This is a genomic window from Pontibacter kalidii, assembly GCF_026278245.1.
Taxonomy (GTDB): Bacteria; Bacteroidota; Bacteroidia; order Cytophagales; family Hymenobacteraceae; genus Pontibacter; species Pontibacter kalidii.
Genome location: NZ_CP111079.1, coordinates 2245465 through 2264101, shown reverse-complemented (window position 1 = coordinate 2264101; position 18637 = coordinate 2245465). Strand labels below are relative to the sequence as shown.

Here is an 18637-nt window from a genome sequence, read left to right as displayed (position 1 = left end):
GTTAAGTATATTTTACAGGGCAGGAAATAATTCTAAAAGATGATAAACAACTAGGGTGTAGGCCTAAAAATATAGCCTGTAAAAGATATTGAAGTATACTAAGGGAATTGCTTTTGGTTTTATATTATAGAGGCTATAGTTTGAATATTACATGGAATTATGCCTTAGGTGGCCTGGTTTACTTTCTGCCATACCATAGCGCACGATGTTATGGGCCATCCCCCCGAAGATAATGAAGTGGAACGGCAGCACGGCGTACCAGTAGAGGCGGCCCAGCAAGCCGTCGGGGCGGAAGGCAGCCAGCTGCTCGAGGTAATACCCGTCCGCCTCCTGGCAAACCCTGAACTGCAGCCAGGCCTCGCCGGGCAGTTTCATCTCGGCGTAGAGCAGCAAGCGCCCGTTCTTTGTATCGGCCAGCAGTACGCGCCAGAAGTCTATCGTGTCGCCGGCTTTTACCTCATGCGGACTACGGCGGCCGCGCCTCAGCCCCACGCCCCCCACCATTTTATCCAGCAGCCCGCGCATGCGCCACAGGAAATCGGTTTTATACCAGCCGCGCTCCCCGCCGATGCTCCAGATGTTGGCCAGCACCTCTTCAGGGGCACGGTCAAACTTCAGGCGCTGTTTATCCGTCAGCACGCCATGCTCGGGTATCTGAATGAAATCCATGTAATTGAGGCGCATGGTGCCGCTCACAAGGGCATCCTTCCAGCTGGAAACCACCGAGTTCTGCTCTATTTTGGTGTAGGCCAGGCGCACGGCATGCTCGTATGGCAAACAGCGGTGCGGGATCAGCTCCTGTATATGCTGGTCCTGCACCACGGCATCATTGCGAAGACTATCCACCAGGCTGCGGGCTAAGGTATAGTTGGTGCTGGTCACAAAGTATAGCCAGTAGGAGGAGAGGCGCGGCGTAAGGATGGGCAAGGTGATGATGTAGCGTCTCAGGCGGCGAACTCCAGCCAGTTTCAGGAGCATCTCTTTGCAGGTGAGTACATTGGGGCCTCCGATCTCAAAGCGTTTGCCGTAGCAGTCTTCCCGCCCCAGCACCGCAGTCAGGTAGAAAAGCACGTCGCGAATGGCGATGGGCTGGCAGCGGGATTTCAGCCATTTCGGCGTCACCATCACCGGCAGCTTTTCCACCAGGTCACGGATGATCTCGAAGGAGGCGCTGCCGGAGCCAATGATGATGGCCGCCCGGAGTACGGTTACCTCAGCGCGGGCCGTGCTGAGGACATCTTCTACGTGCCGGCGTGAGGCCAGGTGTTTAGACAATTGTTGATCATTGGAAATGCCGCTGAGGTAGATGATCTGCCTGGCTGCAGTGGTGTTGAGGTAAGCAGCGAAATTCTCCGCGGCCATACGTTCGGCAGAAGAGAAATCAATGCCGCCGGAGCCCATGGAGTGCACCAGGTAATACGCCGCCTCGATATCCTGGGGTAGTTGCGTGAGCCCTTCCGGCTGCAGCAGGTCCCCTTTTACCACCTGCACTTGTTCCTTCAGTGTCTCAGGCAGATCAAAGCGGCGCGGGTCGCGCACCATACAGATCACCTCGTGCCGCTGCTCCACCAGCAAAGGCAATAGCCGCCTGCCAATATATCCGTTAGCCCCTGTCAGCAGAATTTTCATAGTCTAGATGGAAAGGTGCAAAAGTATTTATACTTTCAGAACAGGCAGGAACTTGATTAGTTGCCGGATTCTTTCGTAAGATCGGATGATACTTTGCAAGGGAATGAGGGCAACGCCACCAGTATAAACCTCAAAGTATAAACCGAAACAATAAAGTATAAATTGATATACTATGGATCAGTATTTACAGGCAGCCTTGGAAGAGGCAAAGAAAGGCTACGCGGAAGGCGGCATCCCGATCGGATCGGTGCTGGTGCACAAGGGCAGGATCATCGGCCGCGGCCATAACAAGCGGGTGCAGGAGGGAAGCGTGGTGCTGCACGGCGAGATGGACGCGCTGGAAAACGCCGGGCGTCAGCCAGCCGCCGTTTACCGCGAGTGCGTGCTCTACACCACCCTGTCGCCTTGCCCCATGTGCTCGGGCACCATCTTGCTCTATGGCATCCCGAAGGTGGTGATCGGCGAAAACCGCACTTTTAGGGGCGAAGAAGAACTGCTGCGCTCCAGGGGCGTGGGAGTGGAGGTGGCCGATAACCCGGAATGCGTGCAGCTAATGGAGCAATTTATCGCTGAGAAGCCTGATCTTTGGAACGAGGATATCGGCGTTTGATGCCCAACAAACTGGCCGAGACCTGGTGCCCGTCAGCGGGGTTAAAGCGGCCTCCAGGCAAAATGTTGTCCGGAGGCCGCCTTGCAACTGCCCTGGTTGGGGTAAGTGTTAGCTAAAGAGGGGCTGCTTTAGTCATTGTCAGCCTGGTTGTCGAATCGCTTGGCGCGCTTCTCCCACTTCTCGCGGGCCCATTTCTGCAGGTCCTCCACGGCGTCGAACTCATCCGTAATCTCCAGGCCGAGCAGCGTTTCAATGATGTCCTCCATCGTGACCAGCCCCGCCGTGCCGCCGTACTCGTCCACCACCAGAGCGATGTGTTCTTTCTTTTCCACCAAGCGGGCAAATAGCTCCGGCACCGGCGCGCCACCATGCACCACCTGGATCGGGCGCTTTATCTCAGCGAGCGACAGGCCACCCTTTCCTTCTATGATGCGCTCGAGCACCTGATCCTTGAGCACATAGCCTGTGATGTTGTCAATGGAGTCGTCAAAAACGGGTATCCTGGAGAAACGCATATTCACGGAGTTGTCGTAAAACTCGCGGATGTACTGCTCCTCCGGGGCCGCCTTTATCACGGTGCGCGGCGTCATGATGTGGCTGGCCTGCACTACACTGAAGCGCAGTACGTTGTTGATCACCCGCGACTCATCCTGGCGCAGCACGCCTTCTTTGGTGCCGATCTCAGCCATGGCCGTAAAGTCGGCGCGGCTGAGTACGCTTTTGCTCTTATCCTGTTTCATCCTTCTGGTAATAAATTGAGAGAAGAGGATGATGGGGTAGAGTGGGGAGTAGATCATGATCTTGAGCGTGCGCGCGGTAAAGGGGGTAAGCTGGCGCCAGTAGTTAGCTCCGAGTGTCTTCGGGATGATCTCCGTGAGGATGAGGATAATGATCGTCAGGATTATGGAGACCAGGGTCAGAACTTCTTCTCCCCAGATAATCTGCGCCTGCGCGCCCACGCCAGCCGCCCCGATGGTGTGGGCGAAGGTGTTGAGGGTGAGGATGGCAGCCAGCGGCCTGTCGATGTTGTCTTTGAAGTGCTGCAGGTCCTTGCCCAGCGCGGGATTTTCCTTGCTGATCACATTTACGTGGGAGGGGGTGATGCTGAGCAGCGAAGCCTCCAGCAGTGAGCAGAGAAAGGAAAAGACGAGGGCAATGGTAAGGTATAAGAGGAGTAAACCCATTTAGTGGTCTGTGTTGGTTGTTTCGGGTATAAATATAGCGTTTTAAAACGGCAGTGAAACCATACTACGCTTTGCCCTGCTTAATGCACCACCCGCAGGATGGGCTCCGGCAGTGGCACGTGCGTCTCGTGGTCGGCTGTGAAGTAGCCTACCATGCTGGGACCGTAGCCCAGGTTTACCTCAATAAACTTGTTCTTCTCGGGCAGCAGCTGTATAATCTCCTCGCGCAGCGTGTCCAGTTGCTGCACCATCTCCTGCAACTGCTCCTGCGACACCTCAGGCACTTCCTGTAAGGTGGTGGCTGTGTTCTCTGCCGCCTCCTCAACGGGCCCGTGCTTCTTGGTCAGCATATCCACCTCCGCCTTGCGGATGTCTTTCTCCAGGTTCAGGTATGCGATCACTTTCTGCTCCAGCGGCACCAGCGAGTCGTCCAGGTATTGAATCAGGTTTTCCATGGTCTTATACTTTGTAAACGTGTATCGGCGCAAAGCATGTCCGCGCATGTTCCTGAAACGAAGTATACTACCGGTAGGTTAAGCATGGCGGCCCGGGATCAGAGCCATTTAAAGAGCTTGCGCAGCATGGGCAGGCGGTTGCCGTAAGGCGGGTAGCGCAGCGGCAGGTCCAGCCAGGTGCCGCGGTGCAGTACGCTCTTCTGCTGCGAAAACAACTCGAAGCTGCTCTGGCCGTGGTAGCTGCCCATGCCGCTCTGGCCCACGCCGCCAAAGGGCAGGTGCGGGTTAATGATGTGTGAGACTGTATCGTTGATGCAGCCTCCTCCAAAGGAGGTATACTTGAGGACCTGTGCTTTCTTCCGGTCATCGTTCGAGAAGAAGTACAAGGCCAGGGGTTTCTCGCGCCCCCGCACCTGGTTGATGGCCTCGTCCAGCTGCTGAAAGGTGAGCACCGGCAGTATCGGCCCGAAAATCTCCTCCTGCATAATGGGGTGCTGCCACGTCACCTTGTCCAGTAGGGTAGGGGCGATGTAGCGGCTGGCAGCATCGGTTATGCCCCCGGTGCGAACCATGCCATCCCGCAGAAAACTGCTGAGCCGGTTAAAATGCCTGTCGTTCACAATGCGGGCAAAGTCGGGGCTTTGCCTGGGGTCTTCGCTGTAAAAGTCGCTGATGTACTGGCTGATGAGCTGCAGGAGCTCCTCTTTTACACTTTCCTGCACCAGCAGGTAATCCGGGGCGATGCAGGTCTGCCCGGCATTCAGAAATTTTCCCCAGGCGATGCGCCGCGCCGCCAGGCCCAGGTCGGCGTCTTCGGCCACAATGGCGGGGCTCTTTCCGCCCAGCTCCAGTGTTACCGGCGTTAGGTGCTCGGCCGCAGCCTTCATCACAATTTTGCCCACCTGGGTGCTACCCGTGAAAAAGATGTAGTCGAAGCGCTGCTGCAGCAGGTGCTGCGTTGTTTGTACGCCTCCCTCCACGGTGGCAATGTAGGAATCATCGAAGTGCTGGCGGATCATTTTTGCTACCACTGCCGAGGTGGTGGGCGTAAGCTCAGACGGCTTCACGATGGCGCAGTTGCCGGCGGCCATGGCCCCGATCAGTGGATTTAGCAGCAGTTGAAACGGGTAGTTCCAGGGGCCGATGATCAGTGCTACGCCATAGGGGTCGGAATGAACGTAGCTGCGCGACGGGAAATTGATGAGCGACTCCTTCACCCGCTTCGGCTCCGACCATTTGCGCAGGTTTTTCAGCACCAGTTTCAGTTCCAGTTCCACAAACCCGACCTCGGTGCTGTAAGCCTCCATCTCCGGCTTGTGAAAATCGGTGTACATGGCATCCATCAGTTCCTGCTCATGCTGCCCGATGGCCCGCTGCAATTCCTGCAGCCGCTCTTTCCGGAAAGCCAGTTCTAAGGTATGGCCTGTCGAGAAGAACTCACGCTGTTTCTTTAACACCGATTGTATGCGCTGCAGGTCTGTCTCTACTATGGTTGGGGTCATGCGTATGGTATTGATGCGAGGCATAGGTTATATGTTAGAAGAATTACCAGGAGCAGCCTCAGCAGCCGGTCGCCCTGCAAACTGGTCCATGGAGGAGTATACGTTAAAGCCACGGCCTGGCGGCGAGGTATGATTCTGTTTTGCGCTACGCCTGGCATCCTGTATACTTTTGCAAGAGGGGCAGGTATAAGGAGCGGCGCCTTTACGCTGGCAAACATGACCGTGTGTTTGACCAACAAGGCCAGCGGCACCTCCGGCTGTCAGCACTATACGACTGCGTATCTTCGTCATCATGGGTGGCTGCTGCTGTTGCAACAGTATGTTTTTGATAGATAAGTTATTTAATCTCAGTCGGATATCAAAGTATACCTTTGTACTTTTTTAGTTTATTAGATAACTGTACCTTTGGGAAAGGCAGCCCTGCTATACTTTAAAAATTAAGCTGAAACGATGAAAATAATTGAGTGCCCCCGCGATGCCATGCAAGGTATCAAGGACTTTATACCTACCGAGACCAAAGTAAAGTACATTAACCAGTTGCTGCAGGTAGGCTTCGATACCATTGATTTCGGAAGCTTTGTGTCGCCCAAAGCCATTCCGCAGATGGCCGACACGGCCCAGGTGCTGGCAGGACTGGAGCTGGACGGAACCTCTTCCAAACTACTCGCCATCATCGCCAATACCCGCGGCGCCGAAGAGGCCGCCAAGTATGCGCAGATAGATTACCTGGGTTTCCCGCTGTCGGTATCGGAAACGTTTCAGCAGCGCAACACCAACAAAAGTATAGCCGAGGCCATGCAGCAGCTGGCCGAGATCCAGGAAACCTGCCACCGGCACAACAAAACACTTGTTACCTATATCTCCATGGGCTTCGGAAATCCCTACAATGACCCCTGGGATGTGGAGACGGTAATTAGCGTCGTGCAGGAGTTGGACAGGCTGCAGGTAAAAGTCGTGTCGCTGTCGGATACCATCGGCGTGGCTACGCCAGAGAGCATCACTTATCTGTTCAGCCATCTGATCCCGGCTTTTACGCATATGGAGTTTGGGGCGCACCTGCACACCACGCCCACTGCCTGGCAAGAGAAAATAGCGGCGGCCTACCGCGCCGGCTGCCGCCGCTTCGACGGGGCCCTGCGCGGCTATGGCGGCTGCCCCATGGCCAAGGACGAGTTGGTGGGCAACATGCCCACCGAAAATATGATAGGCTACTTCGAAAATATTGGCGTAGATTTGCACCTCAACAAAGCTGCCCTGCAGGCCGCCATGGCCGAATCCGGGGCGGTGTTTCTATAGTATGGCAAGAAGACACATAGTTGATATATTCGTCCCGTGCTTCGTGGACCAGCTCTTCCCGGACACGGCCATGAACATGGTGAAGGTACTGGAGAAGGTGGGCTGCGATGTGCGCTACAACCCCAACCAGACCTGCTGCGGACAGCCCGCCTATAACGCCGGCTTCTTTGATGAGGCCCGCGAAGTAGCCGATAAGTTCCTGGAGGATTTCACGAGCGATACCTCCCACTACATTGTAGCGCCATCGGCTTCTTGCGTAGGCATGGTGCGAAACGCCTACCAGGATATTTTCGTGAAGTCGTCGAAGCTGGTGCAGTACCGGGCCATGCAGAAGAAGGTGTATGAGCTAACCGAGTTCCTGACCGACGTGCTGGATATTACGCGCATTGAGGGGGCTTCGCTGCCAGGCAAGTATACGTACCACGACTCCTGCAGCGCACTGCGCGAGTGCGGCATAAAAGCCGGCCCGCGCGAGCTCCTGAGCCACGTGCGCGGGCTGGAGCTGGTGGAAATGGAGGATAATGAAACCTGCTGCGGCTTCGGAGGTACTTTTGCCGTGAAGTTTGAGGCGATCTCTACGGCCATGGCCGAGCAAAAGGTAGACAATGCCCTGGCCACCGGCGCCGATTACATCGTCTCCACCGACAGCAGTTGTCTGATGCACCTGGAGGCCTACATCAAAAGACAGAACAAACCGATCAAAACCATGCACATCGCCGACGTGCTGGCAAGCGGCTGGTAAGTATAAATAGCTGCCAAAGTATAAAAAGAGCGTCCTGCGTAAGCTATACTTGCGCAGGACGCTCTTTTTATACTTGTTATACTAGGTTAGCGGCTGATGAAGTAGCCGAAGCCAAAGGTAAGGGTGCTACCATCTAGGCTTAAGCCGAAGTATGAGGATTTTGACTTAAAGTTATATTCTTCATTTTTGTACGTAGTATGATTATATCCTAGACGTCCGAAGTTTGCGCTCAAGCCTATCTTCTCGGTTGGAAAAAAGGTTATACCTGGTCTAATGCCTACGCCGAATCCCGTGTTGCTTCTATTAGATTCAGTGCTACTATACTCCAGTATTTCTGACTTATAGCGGCTGTTTCCCTTTGAGAAGCTAAGATATGCTTCGCCGGTAAATGCGATTTTCTCTGAAACAGCAAAGTATTTCTTCAAATAAGGGGAAATGGCAAAGCTATTGTCCTTGCTCTCACTGAATGAATATGGTTCACGATTGCCCGACTCATCCAAATGAGCTGAGTTTGACGCATATGTAGAGGTAGTGAAACGGAAACTGATGCCAGCCTCAAGACTTTCTTTGATCATGTACCCTATCCCCGGCGCAATAGAAAAGGATCTGTTGTCTGTTGAGCTTATTTTGTCCTCAGCCGTGTTAGTGTGATCATAATAGCTTAGAGAGCCGGAGGCCACAACGGTACCTTGGGATATTTGGGCGAGAGCAGCGGAACCGATGCAGGCGAGTAGAGTAGTAAGTATTAATTTCTTCATGGTTTGTCTTCTTTAGGAATTTAGGATTTATACCTGGGTGAATTAAGAGAAGTATTTTGGGAAGAGCGGGTCAGTGTGAAATTTTTCATACTTCATCATTTAGGATAATCGATGAAAATAGATACCTGCTCAGACGTAAATGGTATTTAATTAGCGGTTGATGTAATAGCTTAAACTGAAGAATAGTGCATCCTCAAAACCAATACGTAATTCGGAATTAGTCTTCTTAGGGGCCTCACCGGATTCTTTTCTCTTTAATGTCTGCGCATATTGCAGCCCCCCAAGGCCAGTACTTATACCAAGTTTATCAGAAGGGAAATAGGTAATTCCAGGGGCTAGCGTTGCAGTAAAAGAAATGCTTCTCGGCTGGTAATTAGTGTTAGGGTCATACTTGGTTTTGTAGACCCCTAGGCCGGCGGAAAGTTGGCCGGTAAGGGCAAACTGCTCAGAGAGCATAAAATACTTTTTCAAATAAGGGCTAATAACGAAGCCGTTTGTTTTAGTTGTCATTTCATTGCTATCTCCCTCACTGTTGAAGTTTATATTCTTGGTTGTTGAATGGGTGTAACCCAAAGCAGCACCAAGCTCAAAGTTATTGCCAAGCATATAACCAAGAGTAGGGCCTATTCTGAATGCAGTTTCACTGGATTCATGGCTGATGGTATCGTTCTGTTTGGATTCCGAGGTGGAAGTTCTAAGGGAAAGGCTGCCTGTTACCACAACGGTTCCCTGGGACGTCTGCGCAAAGGCGCCAGTGCCAATCAAAGCGAAGACTACGGCTGCTAAAAGCTTTTTCATGTTTGTTTTCTTTAGGCTTAAAGGATGTTTAGTGATCAAAGATATATAAATATTAAGCTTTGTCAATATTTACCCCTTAAGCATAAGGCTTTCCGAACCTCAACCTGTCCCCAAAGCAGCCTGAAACGATCCACTGCCGTATAAGCCTCCAAATATTCAGAAGTGACAAATTATAAACAAGACTCAAAGGTAACGAGCAACAACCGGCCCCTGCGGCAGTCGCTGAAGGAGTATGCGCGGGGGATAACTGGCGGACTGCTGTTCAGTTTTCCACTGCTTTACACCATGGAGGTGTGGTGGGCGGGTTTTATTGCATCACCACAGCAACTGCTGCTGCTGGTGGCGGTTACCTACCTGCTGTTGTTGGGCTATAACCGTTTTGCCGGCATGCGCCCTGATGTGTCGTGGCGCAGCGTTATGGTGGACTCGGTGGAGGAGATGGGCATTGGCTTACTGCTCTCGTTCGGGGTACTCTACATGCTTAACCGCATTGAGTTCGGGCACATGTCGACCGACGAAATAATGGGCAAGGTGATCATCGAGGCCATGGCAGTGTCGATTGGCGTATCGGTGGGAACGGCGCAGCTGGGAGTGAACGAGGGAGAAACGGTTGATGACGATGAAACTGAGCGGAAACTAAAGGAACAGGCGGAGCGGGAGAACAAGGACTCGCTTTACAGATCGAAGCTGGGAAGTGCGGTGCTGGCCCTGTGCGGTGCTATACTGGTAGGCGGCAACGTGGCTCCTACCGAGGAGGTGCTGAAGATTGCGGTGGACTCTACAGCCGGCAACATCCTGGCTATGGCGTTGGTATCCATCATACTCAGCACCATTGTACTTTATTTCAGCGATATCAAAGGCAATGGCGGTCGCAGTGTGAACGGGCTGCTTTACAACATTGCCTTCGACACCTGCATCAGCTACCTGGTAGGCCTGGGCGCGGCGGCCTTTATGCTTTGGTATTTCGGCCGGTTTGATGGTATCGGTTTCTGGATGGCCTTTAGTCAAAGTATAACGTTGGGGGTGCTTACCTCGCTGGGCGCATCGGCGGGTCGCCTGCTAATTAGATAGGTTTGCTTTATGGAACAAAATGAAGAATATAGCGACGATATAAAGGACCGGAAAAACTGGTTTGAGTGGGTGGTGTTTAGTCTAGGTTTGTTGCTGATGCTAAGTATAATCGGTTATCTGGTTTACCAGACGTATCATCAGAAGTATAATTCACCGGATCTGGTGGCTGAAAGCTTTGCCGACCCAAGCGAACACGCACCTTACCGCTACCGCATTGTGCTGCACAACAAAGGTGGCGAAACCGCCGAAGAGGTAAAGCTTGAAGTGGAAGTGCTAACCGGAGCGAAAGCCGTGGAGACAGCAGACCTGGACTTTCCGTATGCCCCCCGGGAGTCGATGCGGGAGGGCTGGGTTATTTTTGAAGAGGATCCCACGGCCGCAGACACGGTGGTGGTGAAAGTGGTGAGCTACAAGAAGCCGTAGTTGTGATTTATACATCCTCCCAAAACAGAAAAGGTGCCGCCGTAGCAGCACCTTTTCTGAAGTATAAAACAAGAAGTTAAACGCTATGCCTCCGGCATGATGCGCACCACCAGGCCGTCTAGGTCGGGGTTTACGCGCAGCTGGCACGAAAGGCGGCTGCTTTCGGTAGCGTGGGGCAGGGTCTCGAGCATATAAGCTTCGTCATCGTTCATTTCCGGAAGCTCTCCGCTTTCCAGCACCTCCACGTGGCAGGTGGCGCAGATGGCCATGCCGCCGCACACGGCCTGCACCGGAAACTCATTCGCCTTCAGCACTTCCATTACCGAGAGGTTCATGTCCAGTGGTGCCTCGAGCTCGATGCGCTCTCCGCTTTCCTGCTCTACATAGATCTTGATTGCGTCCTCCATTATTGTAACTCCTGAATACCGTTAACGGTCGTATACTTTAACACAAATTTTTTGTCCGGGTAGATGATGTTGTAGGCACTCTGCGCCATCAGGGCCGCCTCATGGAAGCCGCAAAGTATAAGCTTCAGCTTGCCCGGGTACGTGTTCACATCACCGATAGCATACACGCCTTCAACGTTGGTAGAGTAATCCTCTGTATCTACTACAATGGCGTTCTTTTCCAGCTCCAGGCCCCAGTTCTCGATCGGGCCCAGCTTTGGCACCAGCCCGAACAGCGGGATGAAGTTATCCACCTCAATCCTGTAAGGTTCTGCATTGTCTACCATCACGGTCACAGCTTCCAGGTTGTCCTCGCCGTGCACCTCCGTCACGTTAGACTTCAGGATAAGCCTTATCTGGCCTTCCTCCGCCATGCTCAGCACCTTGGCCGCAGACTCGGGTGCGCCTCTAAAGGTTGTGCCACGGTGCACCAGGGTCAACTCTTTGCAGAGGCCGGCCAGGTAAATGGTCCAGTCCAGGGCGGAGTCGCCACCACCGGCTATCACGACACGCTTGTTATGGAATTGCTCCGGGTCGCGCACCATGTACTCCACGCCTTTGCGCTCATACTTCTCCAGGTGCTCGATGGCGGGTTTGCGCGGCTCAAAGGAGCCAAGCCCCCCGGCTATCGCTACCACCTTACAGGCAATCTCAGTGCCGTCCACCGTACGAACTATAAACGAGCCATCCTCCTGTTTCTCCAGGTCCTCCACGCGCTCGCCCAGCGTAAAGGTGGGGTGGAAGGGTGCAATCTGCTGCTCCAGGTTCTTGATAAGATCACCGGCCAGAATTTCCGGAAAACCGGGTATGTCGTAAATGGGTTTTTTAGGGTAAATCTCAGACAGCTGACCTCCTACGGCTGGCAGCGCGTCTACTACGTGGCAACGCATCTTGAGCAGGCCTGCCTCGAACACGGCAAACAAACCTACCGGGCCTGCGCCCACGATGCATATATCCGTTGTTATTTTGTTCATGGTTTATGTTAGGTTTTCGAATAAAATACAAGGTAAAGGTAGCCACCGAAGGGCAGCTAACATAGTAATTTCTATACTTTCTCGGAGGCTTTCCAGGAGCTAACCAGTGCAAACCTACAGCCTTTTCTGCCGCACGATCTCCTGTAGTCTGAGGGCGTTATAGGCGGCGTAGCCCAGCTGGTCGTTGTCGAAGTATACATATACCTCCAGCCCCTGCAGCTGCCAGGCCAGACATTGCTGCGCCCACCCCTGCAGCGCCTCTTCGGTATAGGAGCCCGCGTACTTGCCCCCAGGGCCGTGCAGACGCACGTACACGAAACCGGCCGTTACGTGCAGCGGCGAGTGATGGCCATCCAGTTCATAAATACAAAAAGCGGCATTATGTTTTCGGAGGAGGTCCAATATTTCATCCGTATACCAGCTGGTATGCCTAAACTCGAAAGTATACTTGTAGTAAGGAGGAAGCTGCGCCATGAAATTGCGGAGGCGGCCGGCGTTCATCTTCCAGCCCGGCGGCAGCTGAAAGAGCACCGGCCCCAACTTGTGCTCCAGGGCGTTGGCCGCAGAGAAAAAGCGACTCAGGGGTTCTTGTGGCTCCAGTAGCTTTTTCATGTGGGTGAGGTAGCGGCTGGCCTTTACGGCGAAGATGAAATCATCCGGAACGGACTTGCGCCAGCTGGCAAACGTGTCGGCCGAAGGCAGTTTATAAAAAGAATTGTTGATCTCGACGGTGCGGAAGTGGCGGGTGTAGTAACCCGTGAAGGCATTTGGCCGTAGGCCTTTCGGATAGAAGATTCCCACCCAGTGCTTGTAGTGCCAGCCCGAAGTGCCGATGTGAATCTGTTGCTCCATGTGCCGCTATTTTTTGTGGGCTTATACCTGCGGAGCAGTGCAATTGTTCGGAAACCAAAAGCTTGTAAGTATAACCAGTAGCTATTTCAGGGGGCGGATCAGCTTCTAAAGAAGCGGAAAAAGTATCCTAAAGCATACGTAAAAATCGTATATATGGAAAAGGTTTAAACAATAGAAAGAAGGAATAGAGTCTTTTTGAGGGTAAGCATACCGGATTATGAAGTGAATCGCAGAACTTGCCTTTTTGCCAAAGCGTTTAATTAAGTAAGAAGTTTTATAAATTAAATCCGCATACCATGAACTTAGACTTTCGTAATGACCGTAACGCTTTTGGCCAGCACGATGAGGGCAGCAACAAGGAAAGCAGCCCTATGAGCTCCGCCAGCAGCAGGCCGTACTATGGGCGTGATAACGCCAGTATGCGAGGCAACGACTATTATGGCACGCATGGCTACAGCAACGACTACAGCCGTGGCAACTACAGCGCCTCTACCTACGGCAGCGGCCGCAGCAGTAAGGGTGGCTATAGCGCCAGCCAGTCTGGGAGCATGGATAAAAACTACATCGAGTTTCCAGATTATAGCAACAGACCCACGTACGGCAGCTATGCCGGCAGCCGGGCCTATACCGATTTCATAAACCATAACTATGGCTACTCCAAGTCAGGGCTGGGCAGTGGCAGGTATAGCTCCAGCAGCTACAGTACCCTAGATGAGAAAAAACTCCGGAGCGCCTACGATCATAAGTCGGATGCGCCGGCTTTACGTGCCCCGTTCAGGTCGGCTAACCAATCGCGCTACAGCGAGAACGACGGTCGCCGCAGATAGCAACAGTTCATACTTTTACATACCGGAAAGGCCCGCTGCATAAGCGGGCCTTTTGCTTTACCGGGAAACCGTTCGGCTTTGCCCCCGTTAAGTATAAATTGAATTGATGTACAACTAACACACATAAGCTATGAGAAACGACAGGGATAACGACAGATACTACCACAGTGGCCTTTGGAGCGGCAGGGATGTGTATGACTTTGACCGCGACACGCGCGACGGCGATTTCGGGCGGGAGTATCAGGACCGCTACCGCGACGGCAACAACCCCAGGGATTTCCGCGACCGGCGTGACTTTGACGCTAACCGCTTCCAGAACTACCGCAGCCGCGACTACGACCTGGAAGACAATTACAATGAGAACACACGCGGCCGCCATCATGAACTCGGCAACATTCGCCAAGGTTACGGATTTTCCAGCTTTGGCAGCAACACCGGTCGCCATGATGAAATGCGCAACATGGAGCGTGAGCGCCGCGCGCAGCAGGAGCAGGGCTATGGCTCCGGCCGGATGAGCGGCTACAGCGGCTCCCGTTTTGGTGGCGCCAACTACAGCGCCCACGGCGACTTCGGTGGCTCCTCACGCTACGGCTCTATGAGCGGAGACAGTGGCAATGTGGATGATTACGTTTCCATGTCCGGGTACGGCGGCGGGCACAGCAATGACTCTATGCACCCAGACAGAAGCACGCATTCAGACAGGGGAGAGCCAAACTACCTGGGAGGCAACCGCAACCCACGGGAGCAGCAGGCATTCAGCGGTAACAGCAAGTGGGATGAACAAAGCGCTCACGACTCCGACCGAAGTCGCTACAGCAGGGGCAACAACACCGACAGAGGCGGGTACAGAGACAGGAACCCGAACTACTGATTTTATACTTACATAGACGGATAAAGCAACAGCACCTGCCATACCAGTAGGTGCTGTTGCTTTTGGGGAGGCTCGGGAGTTCCGCAAAACATCTACACAGTGGACTTGTTTTATATCTTAAAAGGTAGCTTTAGAACATGAAGAACAGAACCGTAGCCCGCCTGCTTTACGCCGATACCATTGATATGGGCGGTATGCCGGTGCGCCAGCCTTTCCCCACACAACAGGTAGACCTGATAGACCCGTTTTTGCTGCTGCACCACCACATCCATGAAATGCCGGAGCACGTTCTCCCGCATAAAACCGGTGTGGGGCCGCACCCGCACCGTGGCTTCTCCCCGGTCACGTTTGTGTATCGTGGTGGGGTGCACCACCGCGACTCGCGCGGCAACAACAGCGTGGTGTATGCCGGCGGTACACAGTGGATGAACGCTGGCAGGGGCATCGTGCACAGCGAGCGGCCCCCAAAAGACATCATGGAGCAGGGAGGGGTGCAGGAAATCATTCAGCTTTGGGTGAACACTCCCGCCGCACACAAACTGGACCAGCCGGAGTATTTCGCCTTGCAGGCCGGTGACACGCCTACTGTAACGGCAGCGGGCGTAAGCGTGCAGGTGGTGGCAGGTGAGCACGGGGGCGCGAGCGGGCCCATCAGAGCTAAGTCTCCGGTGCAGGCGCTGCGCCTGGAACTACAGGCGGGGGCCAGCCATACTTTCCCGCTCCCAAAAAACTACAACGCCTTTTTATACTTGCTGGATGGCGCCGTGCAGGTAGCAGGCTTTGGCCTGGTGGAGGGGCTGCACCAGGTGCTGTTTAACCAGGATGGGGAAGGTATTACCCTAACGGCCAGGGAAAACACGCGGGCGCTGCTGATGGCGGGTAAGCCGTTGGAGGAGCCGGTGGTGGCCAGCGGACCCTTCGTGATGAACAGCCAGACCGAGATCATGCAGGCCATGCGCGATTACCAGATGGGCAAGCTGGGGATACTGATAGAGGATTGAGGGGCTTAATCCTGCATGCGGAGCCAGCCCAGAGCTGAGTCCACGGTGGTGAACTGCTCCATTTGCGCGTGCACGTTTAAGCTCTCCTGCGCCTTGCTCATCATGTTTTCGAAGGAGATGTAACTGAACACATCGGCTTTTACCACACGTGCCACCTTTTGCAGCTGGCTTGTGAGCAGCAGGGGGATGAACTCCTTGAGAATCCATTGCTGATCCTCGAAGGTGACGTGGGAGAGCAGCCGGGAATCGGCCAGCCAGAGCCGGGTGCACTGGTCCAGAAGGAGCTGCTTGAGGGCGCGCATCCCTTCCCGGTACTCGGCGCTGCTTACGGGCCGCAACCAGGTGATATGCAGCAGGCTTTCCTCTGGGATGATGTGGCCAGTCAGGTAATCCGGAAGTTCAGCAGGTGTCATAGTCTTATAATAGTGCGCAAAACTATGCATTTTACCTATATAACATAGTGTATATAGCCATGGATGCAGTATAAAAAGAAGGATGAAGTATAAAATTCATACCTTGCCTCCCTGAAGAACACGCGTTAAAAACGGAAAAGCTAACTTTATAGTATGGCAACGAATAAGATATACATCAAGAACATGGTGTGCGACCGCTGCAAGCGTGTGGTGGCCGAGGAGCTGCAGAAACTGGGCTACACCGTGCTGCAGGTAGGTCTGGGCGAGGCCGAGCTGGCCACTGATGGCGCTCAGGTGAATGTGGAGGAACTGCGGGAGGTGCTCGAGAGCAATGGCTTTGAGCTGCTCGACGACCGCAGGACGCAGCTGATCGAAAAGGTGAAGCTGGCCATTATTGAGCTGGTGCACCAGACCGGCGAGCAGGAGCTGCACATCAACACCTCGGACTACATAGCCGACAAGCTGGGGATGGACTACAACTATATCAGTTCGCTCTTTTCCTCATTCGAGGGGATAACGATAGAGAAATACCTCATCCTGCAGCGCATCGAGCGGGTAAAAGAGCTGCTCGTATACGGCGAACTCAGCCTGAAAGAGATTGCCTATGAACTGGGCTACAGCAGCGTGGCCCATCTCTCCAACCAGTTCAAAAAAATAACCGGGCTCACCCCAAGCCATTTTAAACAGGTTAAGAGCGAGAAGCGGAAAACGTTGGATAAGGTGCAGGATTAGCGACAAAGCTAAATCGCTAAATTTACAGGAATTCGCCTCCCCGGAGGGGCTGGGGTGGGTGTATCCTTTGACGGCATTAGAGAGTAGCAACTTAAGACTACAGGTATAAAACAGTGAACCCGGCAGAGGATAAGCCTCTGCCGGGTTCACTGTTTTATACTTATACAGCTATTACCTGGGCGAGGTAGGGCACACGAAGTTGGTGCGCGGCATGTTTGTTTCGGCGATGGCCTTGTATCCGCCCTGCACATCTACAATGTCTTGGAATCCCCTTGCTCTAAGTATAGACGCCGCAATCATAGAGCGGTAGCCACCAGCGCAGTGGATATAAAGCGTCCGGTCTTTCGGCAGCGCGGTCAGGTGCTCGTTCAGGTAATCCAGAGGGGCGCTCAGGGCCGTCTCCAGGTGCTCTGCCTGGTACTCGCCTGGCTTGCGAACATCCACGATGCAGATGCTATTGTCCTGCTCAAATTTGGCTGCCAGCTCTGTGGCGGGTATGGAAACCAAGGTGTCTACTTCCTTTCCTGCGTCTCTCCAACTTTGGAAGCCGCCCTTTAGGAAGCCGATGGCGTTGTCGTAGCCCACGCGCGCTAAACGGGTAACCACCTCCTCTTCGCGGCCTTGCTCCGCCACAATCAGGATCGGTTGCTGTATGTCGGGAATGAGCGCGCCCACCCACGGGGCGAAGCCGCCGTCGATGCCGATGTTCACTGCGTTGGGGATAAAGCCCTGGGCGAAATCGCCGGGCTTGCGGGTGTCAAGCATCAGCGCGCCCGTTTCGTTTGCCGTAGCCTCAAATTCCTCCGGCGACAGCTCCCGCAGGCCCTGCGCCATCACGTCGTTGATGCTGGCGTAGCCCTCCCGGTTCATCTTCACGTTCAACGGGAAGTAAGCCGGAGGGGGTAATAAGCCCTCGGTTACCTCCTTCACGAACTCCTCGCGGGTCATGTCGGCGCGCAGGGCGTAGTTCGTGTTCTTCTGATTACCCAGCAGGTCAGTGGTTTCCTTGCTCATGTTCTTGCCGCAGGCGGAACCCGCGCCGTGGGCAGGGTACACGATCACATCATCCGGCAAGGGCATGATCTTGTTGCGGAGCGAATCGTACAGGTGCGCCGCCAGCTGCTCCTCGGTCAGGTCCGACTTCACGGCTAGGTCCGGGCGGCCTACGTCGCCGATGAAGAGCGTGTCGCCAGAGAAGATCGCGTGCTCCCGGCCGTTCTCGTCGAGCAGCAGGTAGGTGGTGGACTCCATGGTGTGGCCCGGGGTGTGCAGCACTCGGATGGTAACCTCACCCACCTTCAGCTCCTCGCCATCCTCTGCCAGGTGTGCTTCAAATTTTGGATGTGCGTTTGGCCCGAAAACGATGGTGGCACCGGTAGCCTTAGCCAGGTCCACATGGCCCGATACGAAGTCGGCGTGGAAATGCGTTTCCAGGACATACTTTATCTTGGCGCCGTCTTTCGCGGCCTTTTCGATGTATGGCTTCACCTCGCGGAGCGGGTCGATGATGGCGGCTTCGCCCTTGCTTTCGATGTAGTAGGCGCCCTGTGCCAGGCAGCCTGTATAGATCTGTTCTACTTTCATAGATCGGTTCTTTCCTTGGTGGTAGCACAAATATCGGGAAAATATATGCTTTCTACAGTAACATTGCTCATCAACCTAAATGGCTTCTCACTTTATACATTAAGAGGAGGTATATGATTCTTCCGCCCAGACTATGAGCTCAGCAGAAAGCGAAGTATGAAAAACCTTCACGGAACTATCAGGAAGGTTTTTTTACGAGTTGCTATACTCTTACTTCTCCGAAGGTACAGCTCTGAAAGCATTCGCGTGGCCATGGCCACAGTATGGGTCGCTGAAGGTAACGGTAATGATACCAACTAAATCCTTCACATCCGTTTTGTCTCCCTTTATACTTCTAAGCTGCACTTTGATGGAGGCAGGCTTATTGCCCGAGGCAACCCCTATGCAATGGCCTCCCTTGATTTTGACGTCTGTGTGAACGGCTCCTGCCATTGCGGCCCTGCTAGCGTCTGCATTGCTTTAACTTAAT

At 53.8% G+C, this 18637-nt stretch carries 22 protein-coding genes; 9 read left to right on the top strand and 13 right to left on the bottom strand.

All coding sequences use genetic code 11. The features are described from left to right. Positions 1-147: 147 nt before the first annotated feature. Positions 148-1629, bottom strand: coding sequence for an SDR family oxidoreductase (locus tag OH144_RS09640; protein WP_266206092.1), 1482 nt, complete (start codon positions 1627-1629; stop codon positions 148-150). Positions 1630-1801: 172 nt separating this feature from the next. Here OH144_RS09640 and OH144_RS09635 point away from each other — a divergent pair, with 172 nt between their 5' ends. Beyond that, positions 1802-2239 carry a nucleoside deaminase gene (locus OH144_RS09635; RefSeq protein WP_266206091.1) on the top strand — a complete coding sequence of 146 codons (438 nt, stop codon included), beginning with the start codon at positions 1802-1804 and terminating at the stop codon, positions 2237-2239. 128 nt (positions 2240-2367) lie between these two features. Here the strand turns inward: OH144_RS09635 and OH144_RS09630 are convergent, their stop codons facing one another. The 4 genes from OH144_RS09630 to OH144_RS09615 all read right to left on the bottom strand — a co-directional run bounded on the left by OH144_RS09630 (position 2368) and on the right by OH144_RS09615 (position 5674). Continuing rightward, complete coding sequence (locus OH144_RS09630) at positions 2368-3423, bottom strand: CNNM domain-containing protein (protein WP_266206090.1); 1056 nt, start codon at positions 3421-3423, stop codon at positions 2368-2370. 80 nt (positions 3424-3503) lie between these two features. After that, on the bottom strand, positions 3504-3878 hold the full coding sequence (locus OH144_RS09625) for a hypothetical protein (RefSeq protein WP_266206089.1): 375 nt from the start codon (positions 3876-3878) through the stop codon (positions 3504-3506). Positions 3879-3976: 98 nt separating this feature from the next. Further along, positions 3977-5404, bottom strand: coding sequence for an aldehyde dehydrogenase (locus OH144_RS09620; RefSeq protein WP_266206088.1), 1428 nt, complete (start codon positions 5402-5404; stop codon positions 3977-3979). A gap of 3 nt (positions 5405-5407) precedes the next feature. After that, the gene (locus OH144_RS09615) at positions 5408-5674 is read right to left on the bottom strand and encodes a hypothetical protein (RefSeq protein WP_266206087.1); all 267 of its coding nucleotides are present in this window, start codon (positions 5672-5674) and stop codon (positions 5408-5410) included. 156 nt (positions 5675-5830) lie between these two features. Here OH144_RS09615 and OH144_RS09610 point away from each other — a divergent pair, with 156 nt between their 5' ends. Next, positions 5831-6676 (top strand): hydroxymethylglutaryl-CoA lyase, encoded by an 846-nt coding sequence (locus OH144_RS09610; RefSeq protein WP_266206086.1) that lies wholly within the window; start codon positions 5831-5833, stop codon positions 6674-6676. 1 nt (position 6677) lies between these two features. Then, positions 6678-7418, top strand: coding sequence for a (Fe-S)-binding protein (locus OH144_RS09605; RefSeq protein WP_266206085.1), 741 nt, complete (start codon positions 6678-6680; stop codon positions 7416-7418). An 86-nt stretch (positions 7419-7504) separates the two neighbouring features. Here OH144_RS09605 and OH144_RS09600 read toward each other — a convergent pair whose 3' ends face one another. Together OH144_RS09600 and OH144_RS09595 are read right to left on the bottom strand one after the other, a co-directional pair. Further along, the gene (locus OH144_RS09600) at positions 7505-8176 is read right to left on the bottom strand and encodes an outer membrane beta-barrel protein (RefSeq protein ID WP_266206084.1); all 672 of its coding nucleotides are present in this window, start codon (positions 8174-8176) and stop codon (positions 7505-7507) included. 150 nt (positions 8177-8326) lie between these two features. After that, positions 8327-8974: an outer membrane beta-barrel protein gene (locus OH144_RS09595; protein ID WP_266206083.1), complete on the bottom strand. Its 648-nt coding sequence runs from the start codon at positions 8972-8974 to the stop codon at positions 8327-8329. A gap of 162 nt (positions 8975-9136) precedes the next feature. Here OH144_RS09595 and OH144_RS09590 point away from each other — a divergent pair, with 162 nt between their 5' ends. Beyond that, positions 9137-10045, top strand: a complete 909-nt coding sequence (locus OH144_RS09590; RefSeq protein WP_266206082.1) for a TIGR02587 family membrane protein — start codon at positions 9137-9139, stop codon at positions 10043-10045. A 9-nt stretch (positions 10046-10054) separates the two neighbouring features. Beyond that, entirely contained in the window at positions 10055-10468 is a 414-nt protein-coding gene (locus OH144_RS09585) for a hypothetical protein (protein WP_266206081.1), read from the top strand. Positions 10469-10551: 83 nt separating this feature from the next. On the opposite strand, the gene OH144_RS09580 is transcribed toward OH144_RS09585, so the two are convergent. The 3 genes from OH144_RS09580 to OH144_RS09570 form a co-directional block, all read right to left on the bottom strand. Then, positions 10552-10875, bottom strand: coding sequence for a 2Fe-2S iron-sulfur cluster-binding protein (locus OH144_RS09580; RefSeq protein ID WP_266206080.1), 324 nt, complete (start codon positions 10873-10875; stop codon positions 10552-10554). Further along, the gene (locus OH144_RS09575; protein ID WP_266206079.1) at positions 10875-11888 is read right to left on the bottom strand and encodes an NAD(P)/FAD-dependent oxidoreductase; all 1014 of its coding nucleotides are present in this window, start codon (positions 11886-11888) and stop codon (positions 10875-10877) included. Before OH144_RS09575 ends, OH144_RS09580 begins: the two co-directional genes overlap by 1 nt. A 114-nt stretch (positions 11889-12002) precedes the next feature. Continuing rightward, a complete protein-coding gene (locus OH144_RS09570; RefSeq protein ID WP_266206078.1) occupies positions 12003-12740 on the bottom strand; it encodes a DUF72 domain-containing protein in 738 nt (245 codons plus the stop codon). 296 nt (positions 12741-13036) lie between these two features. Here OH144_RS09570 and OH144_RS09565 point away from each other — a divergent pair, with 296 nt between their 5' ends. From OH144_RS09565 to OH144_RS09555, 3 genes are all read left to right on the top strand, one after another. Next, entirely contained in the window at positions 13037-13567 is a 531-nt protein-coding gene (locus OH144_RS09565) for a hypothetical protein (protein WP_266206077.1), read from the top strand. Between the two features lie 130 nt (positions 13568-13697). Next, a complete protein-coding gene (locus OH144_RS09560) occupies positions 13698-14438 on the top strand; it encodes a hypothetical protein (protein ID WP_266206076.1) in 741 nt (246 codons plus the stop codon). Between the two features lie 137 nt (positions 14439-14575). Continuing rightward, entirely contained in the window at positions 14576-15439 is an 864-nt protein-coding gene (locus tag OH144_RS09555) for a pirin family protein (RefSeq protein ID WP_266206075.1), read from the top strand. A gap of 5 nt (positions 15440-15444) precedes the next feature. Here the strand turns inward: OH144_RS09555 and OH144_RS09550 are convergent, their stop codons facing one another. Next, positions 15445-15852, bottom strand: coding sequence for a hypothetical protein (locus OH144_RS09550; RefSeq protein ID WP_266206074.1), 408 nt, complete (start codon positions 15850-15852; stop codon positions 15445-15447). 153 nt (positions 15853-16005) lie between these two features. On the opposite strand from OH144_RS09550, the gene OH144_RS09545 reads away from it, so the two are divergent. Then, positions 16006-16584 carry an AraC family transcriptional regulator gene (locus OH144_RS09545; RefSeq protein ID WP_266206073.1) on the top strand — a complete coding sequence of 193 codons (579 nt, stop codon included), beginning with the start codon at positions 16006-16008 and terminating at the stop codon, positions 16582-16584. Positions 16585-16755: 171 nt separating this feature from the next. Here the strand turns inward: OH144_RS09545 and OH144_RS09540 are convergent, their stop codons facing one another. Together OH144_RS09540 and OH144_RS09535 are read right to left on the bottom strand one after the other, a co-directional pair. Next, a complete protein-coding gene (locus OH144_RS09540; RefSeq protein ID WP_266206072.1) occupies positions 16756-18168 on the bottom strand; it encodes an MBL fold metallo-hydrolase in 1413 nt (470 codons plus the stop codon). A gap of 210 nt (positions 18169-18378) precedes the next feature. Further along, entirely contained in the window at positions 18379-18600 is a 222-nt protein-coding gene (locus OH144_RS09535; RefSeq protein WP_266206071.1) for a hypothetical protein, read from the bottom strand. Between the last annotated feature and the right edge of the window lie 37 nt (positions 18601-18637).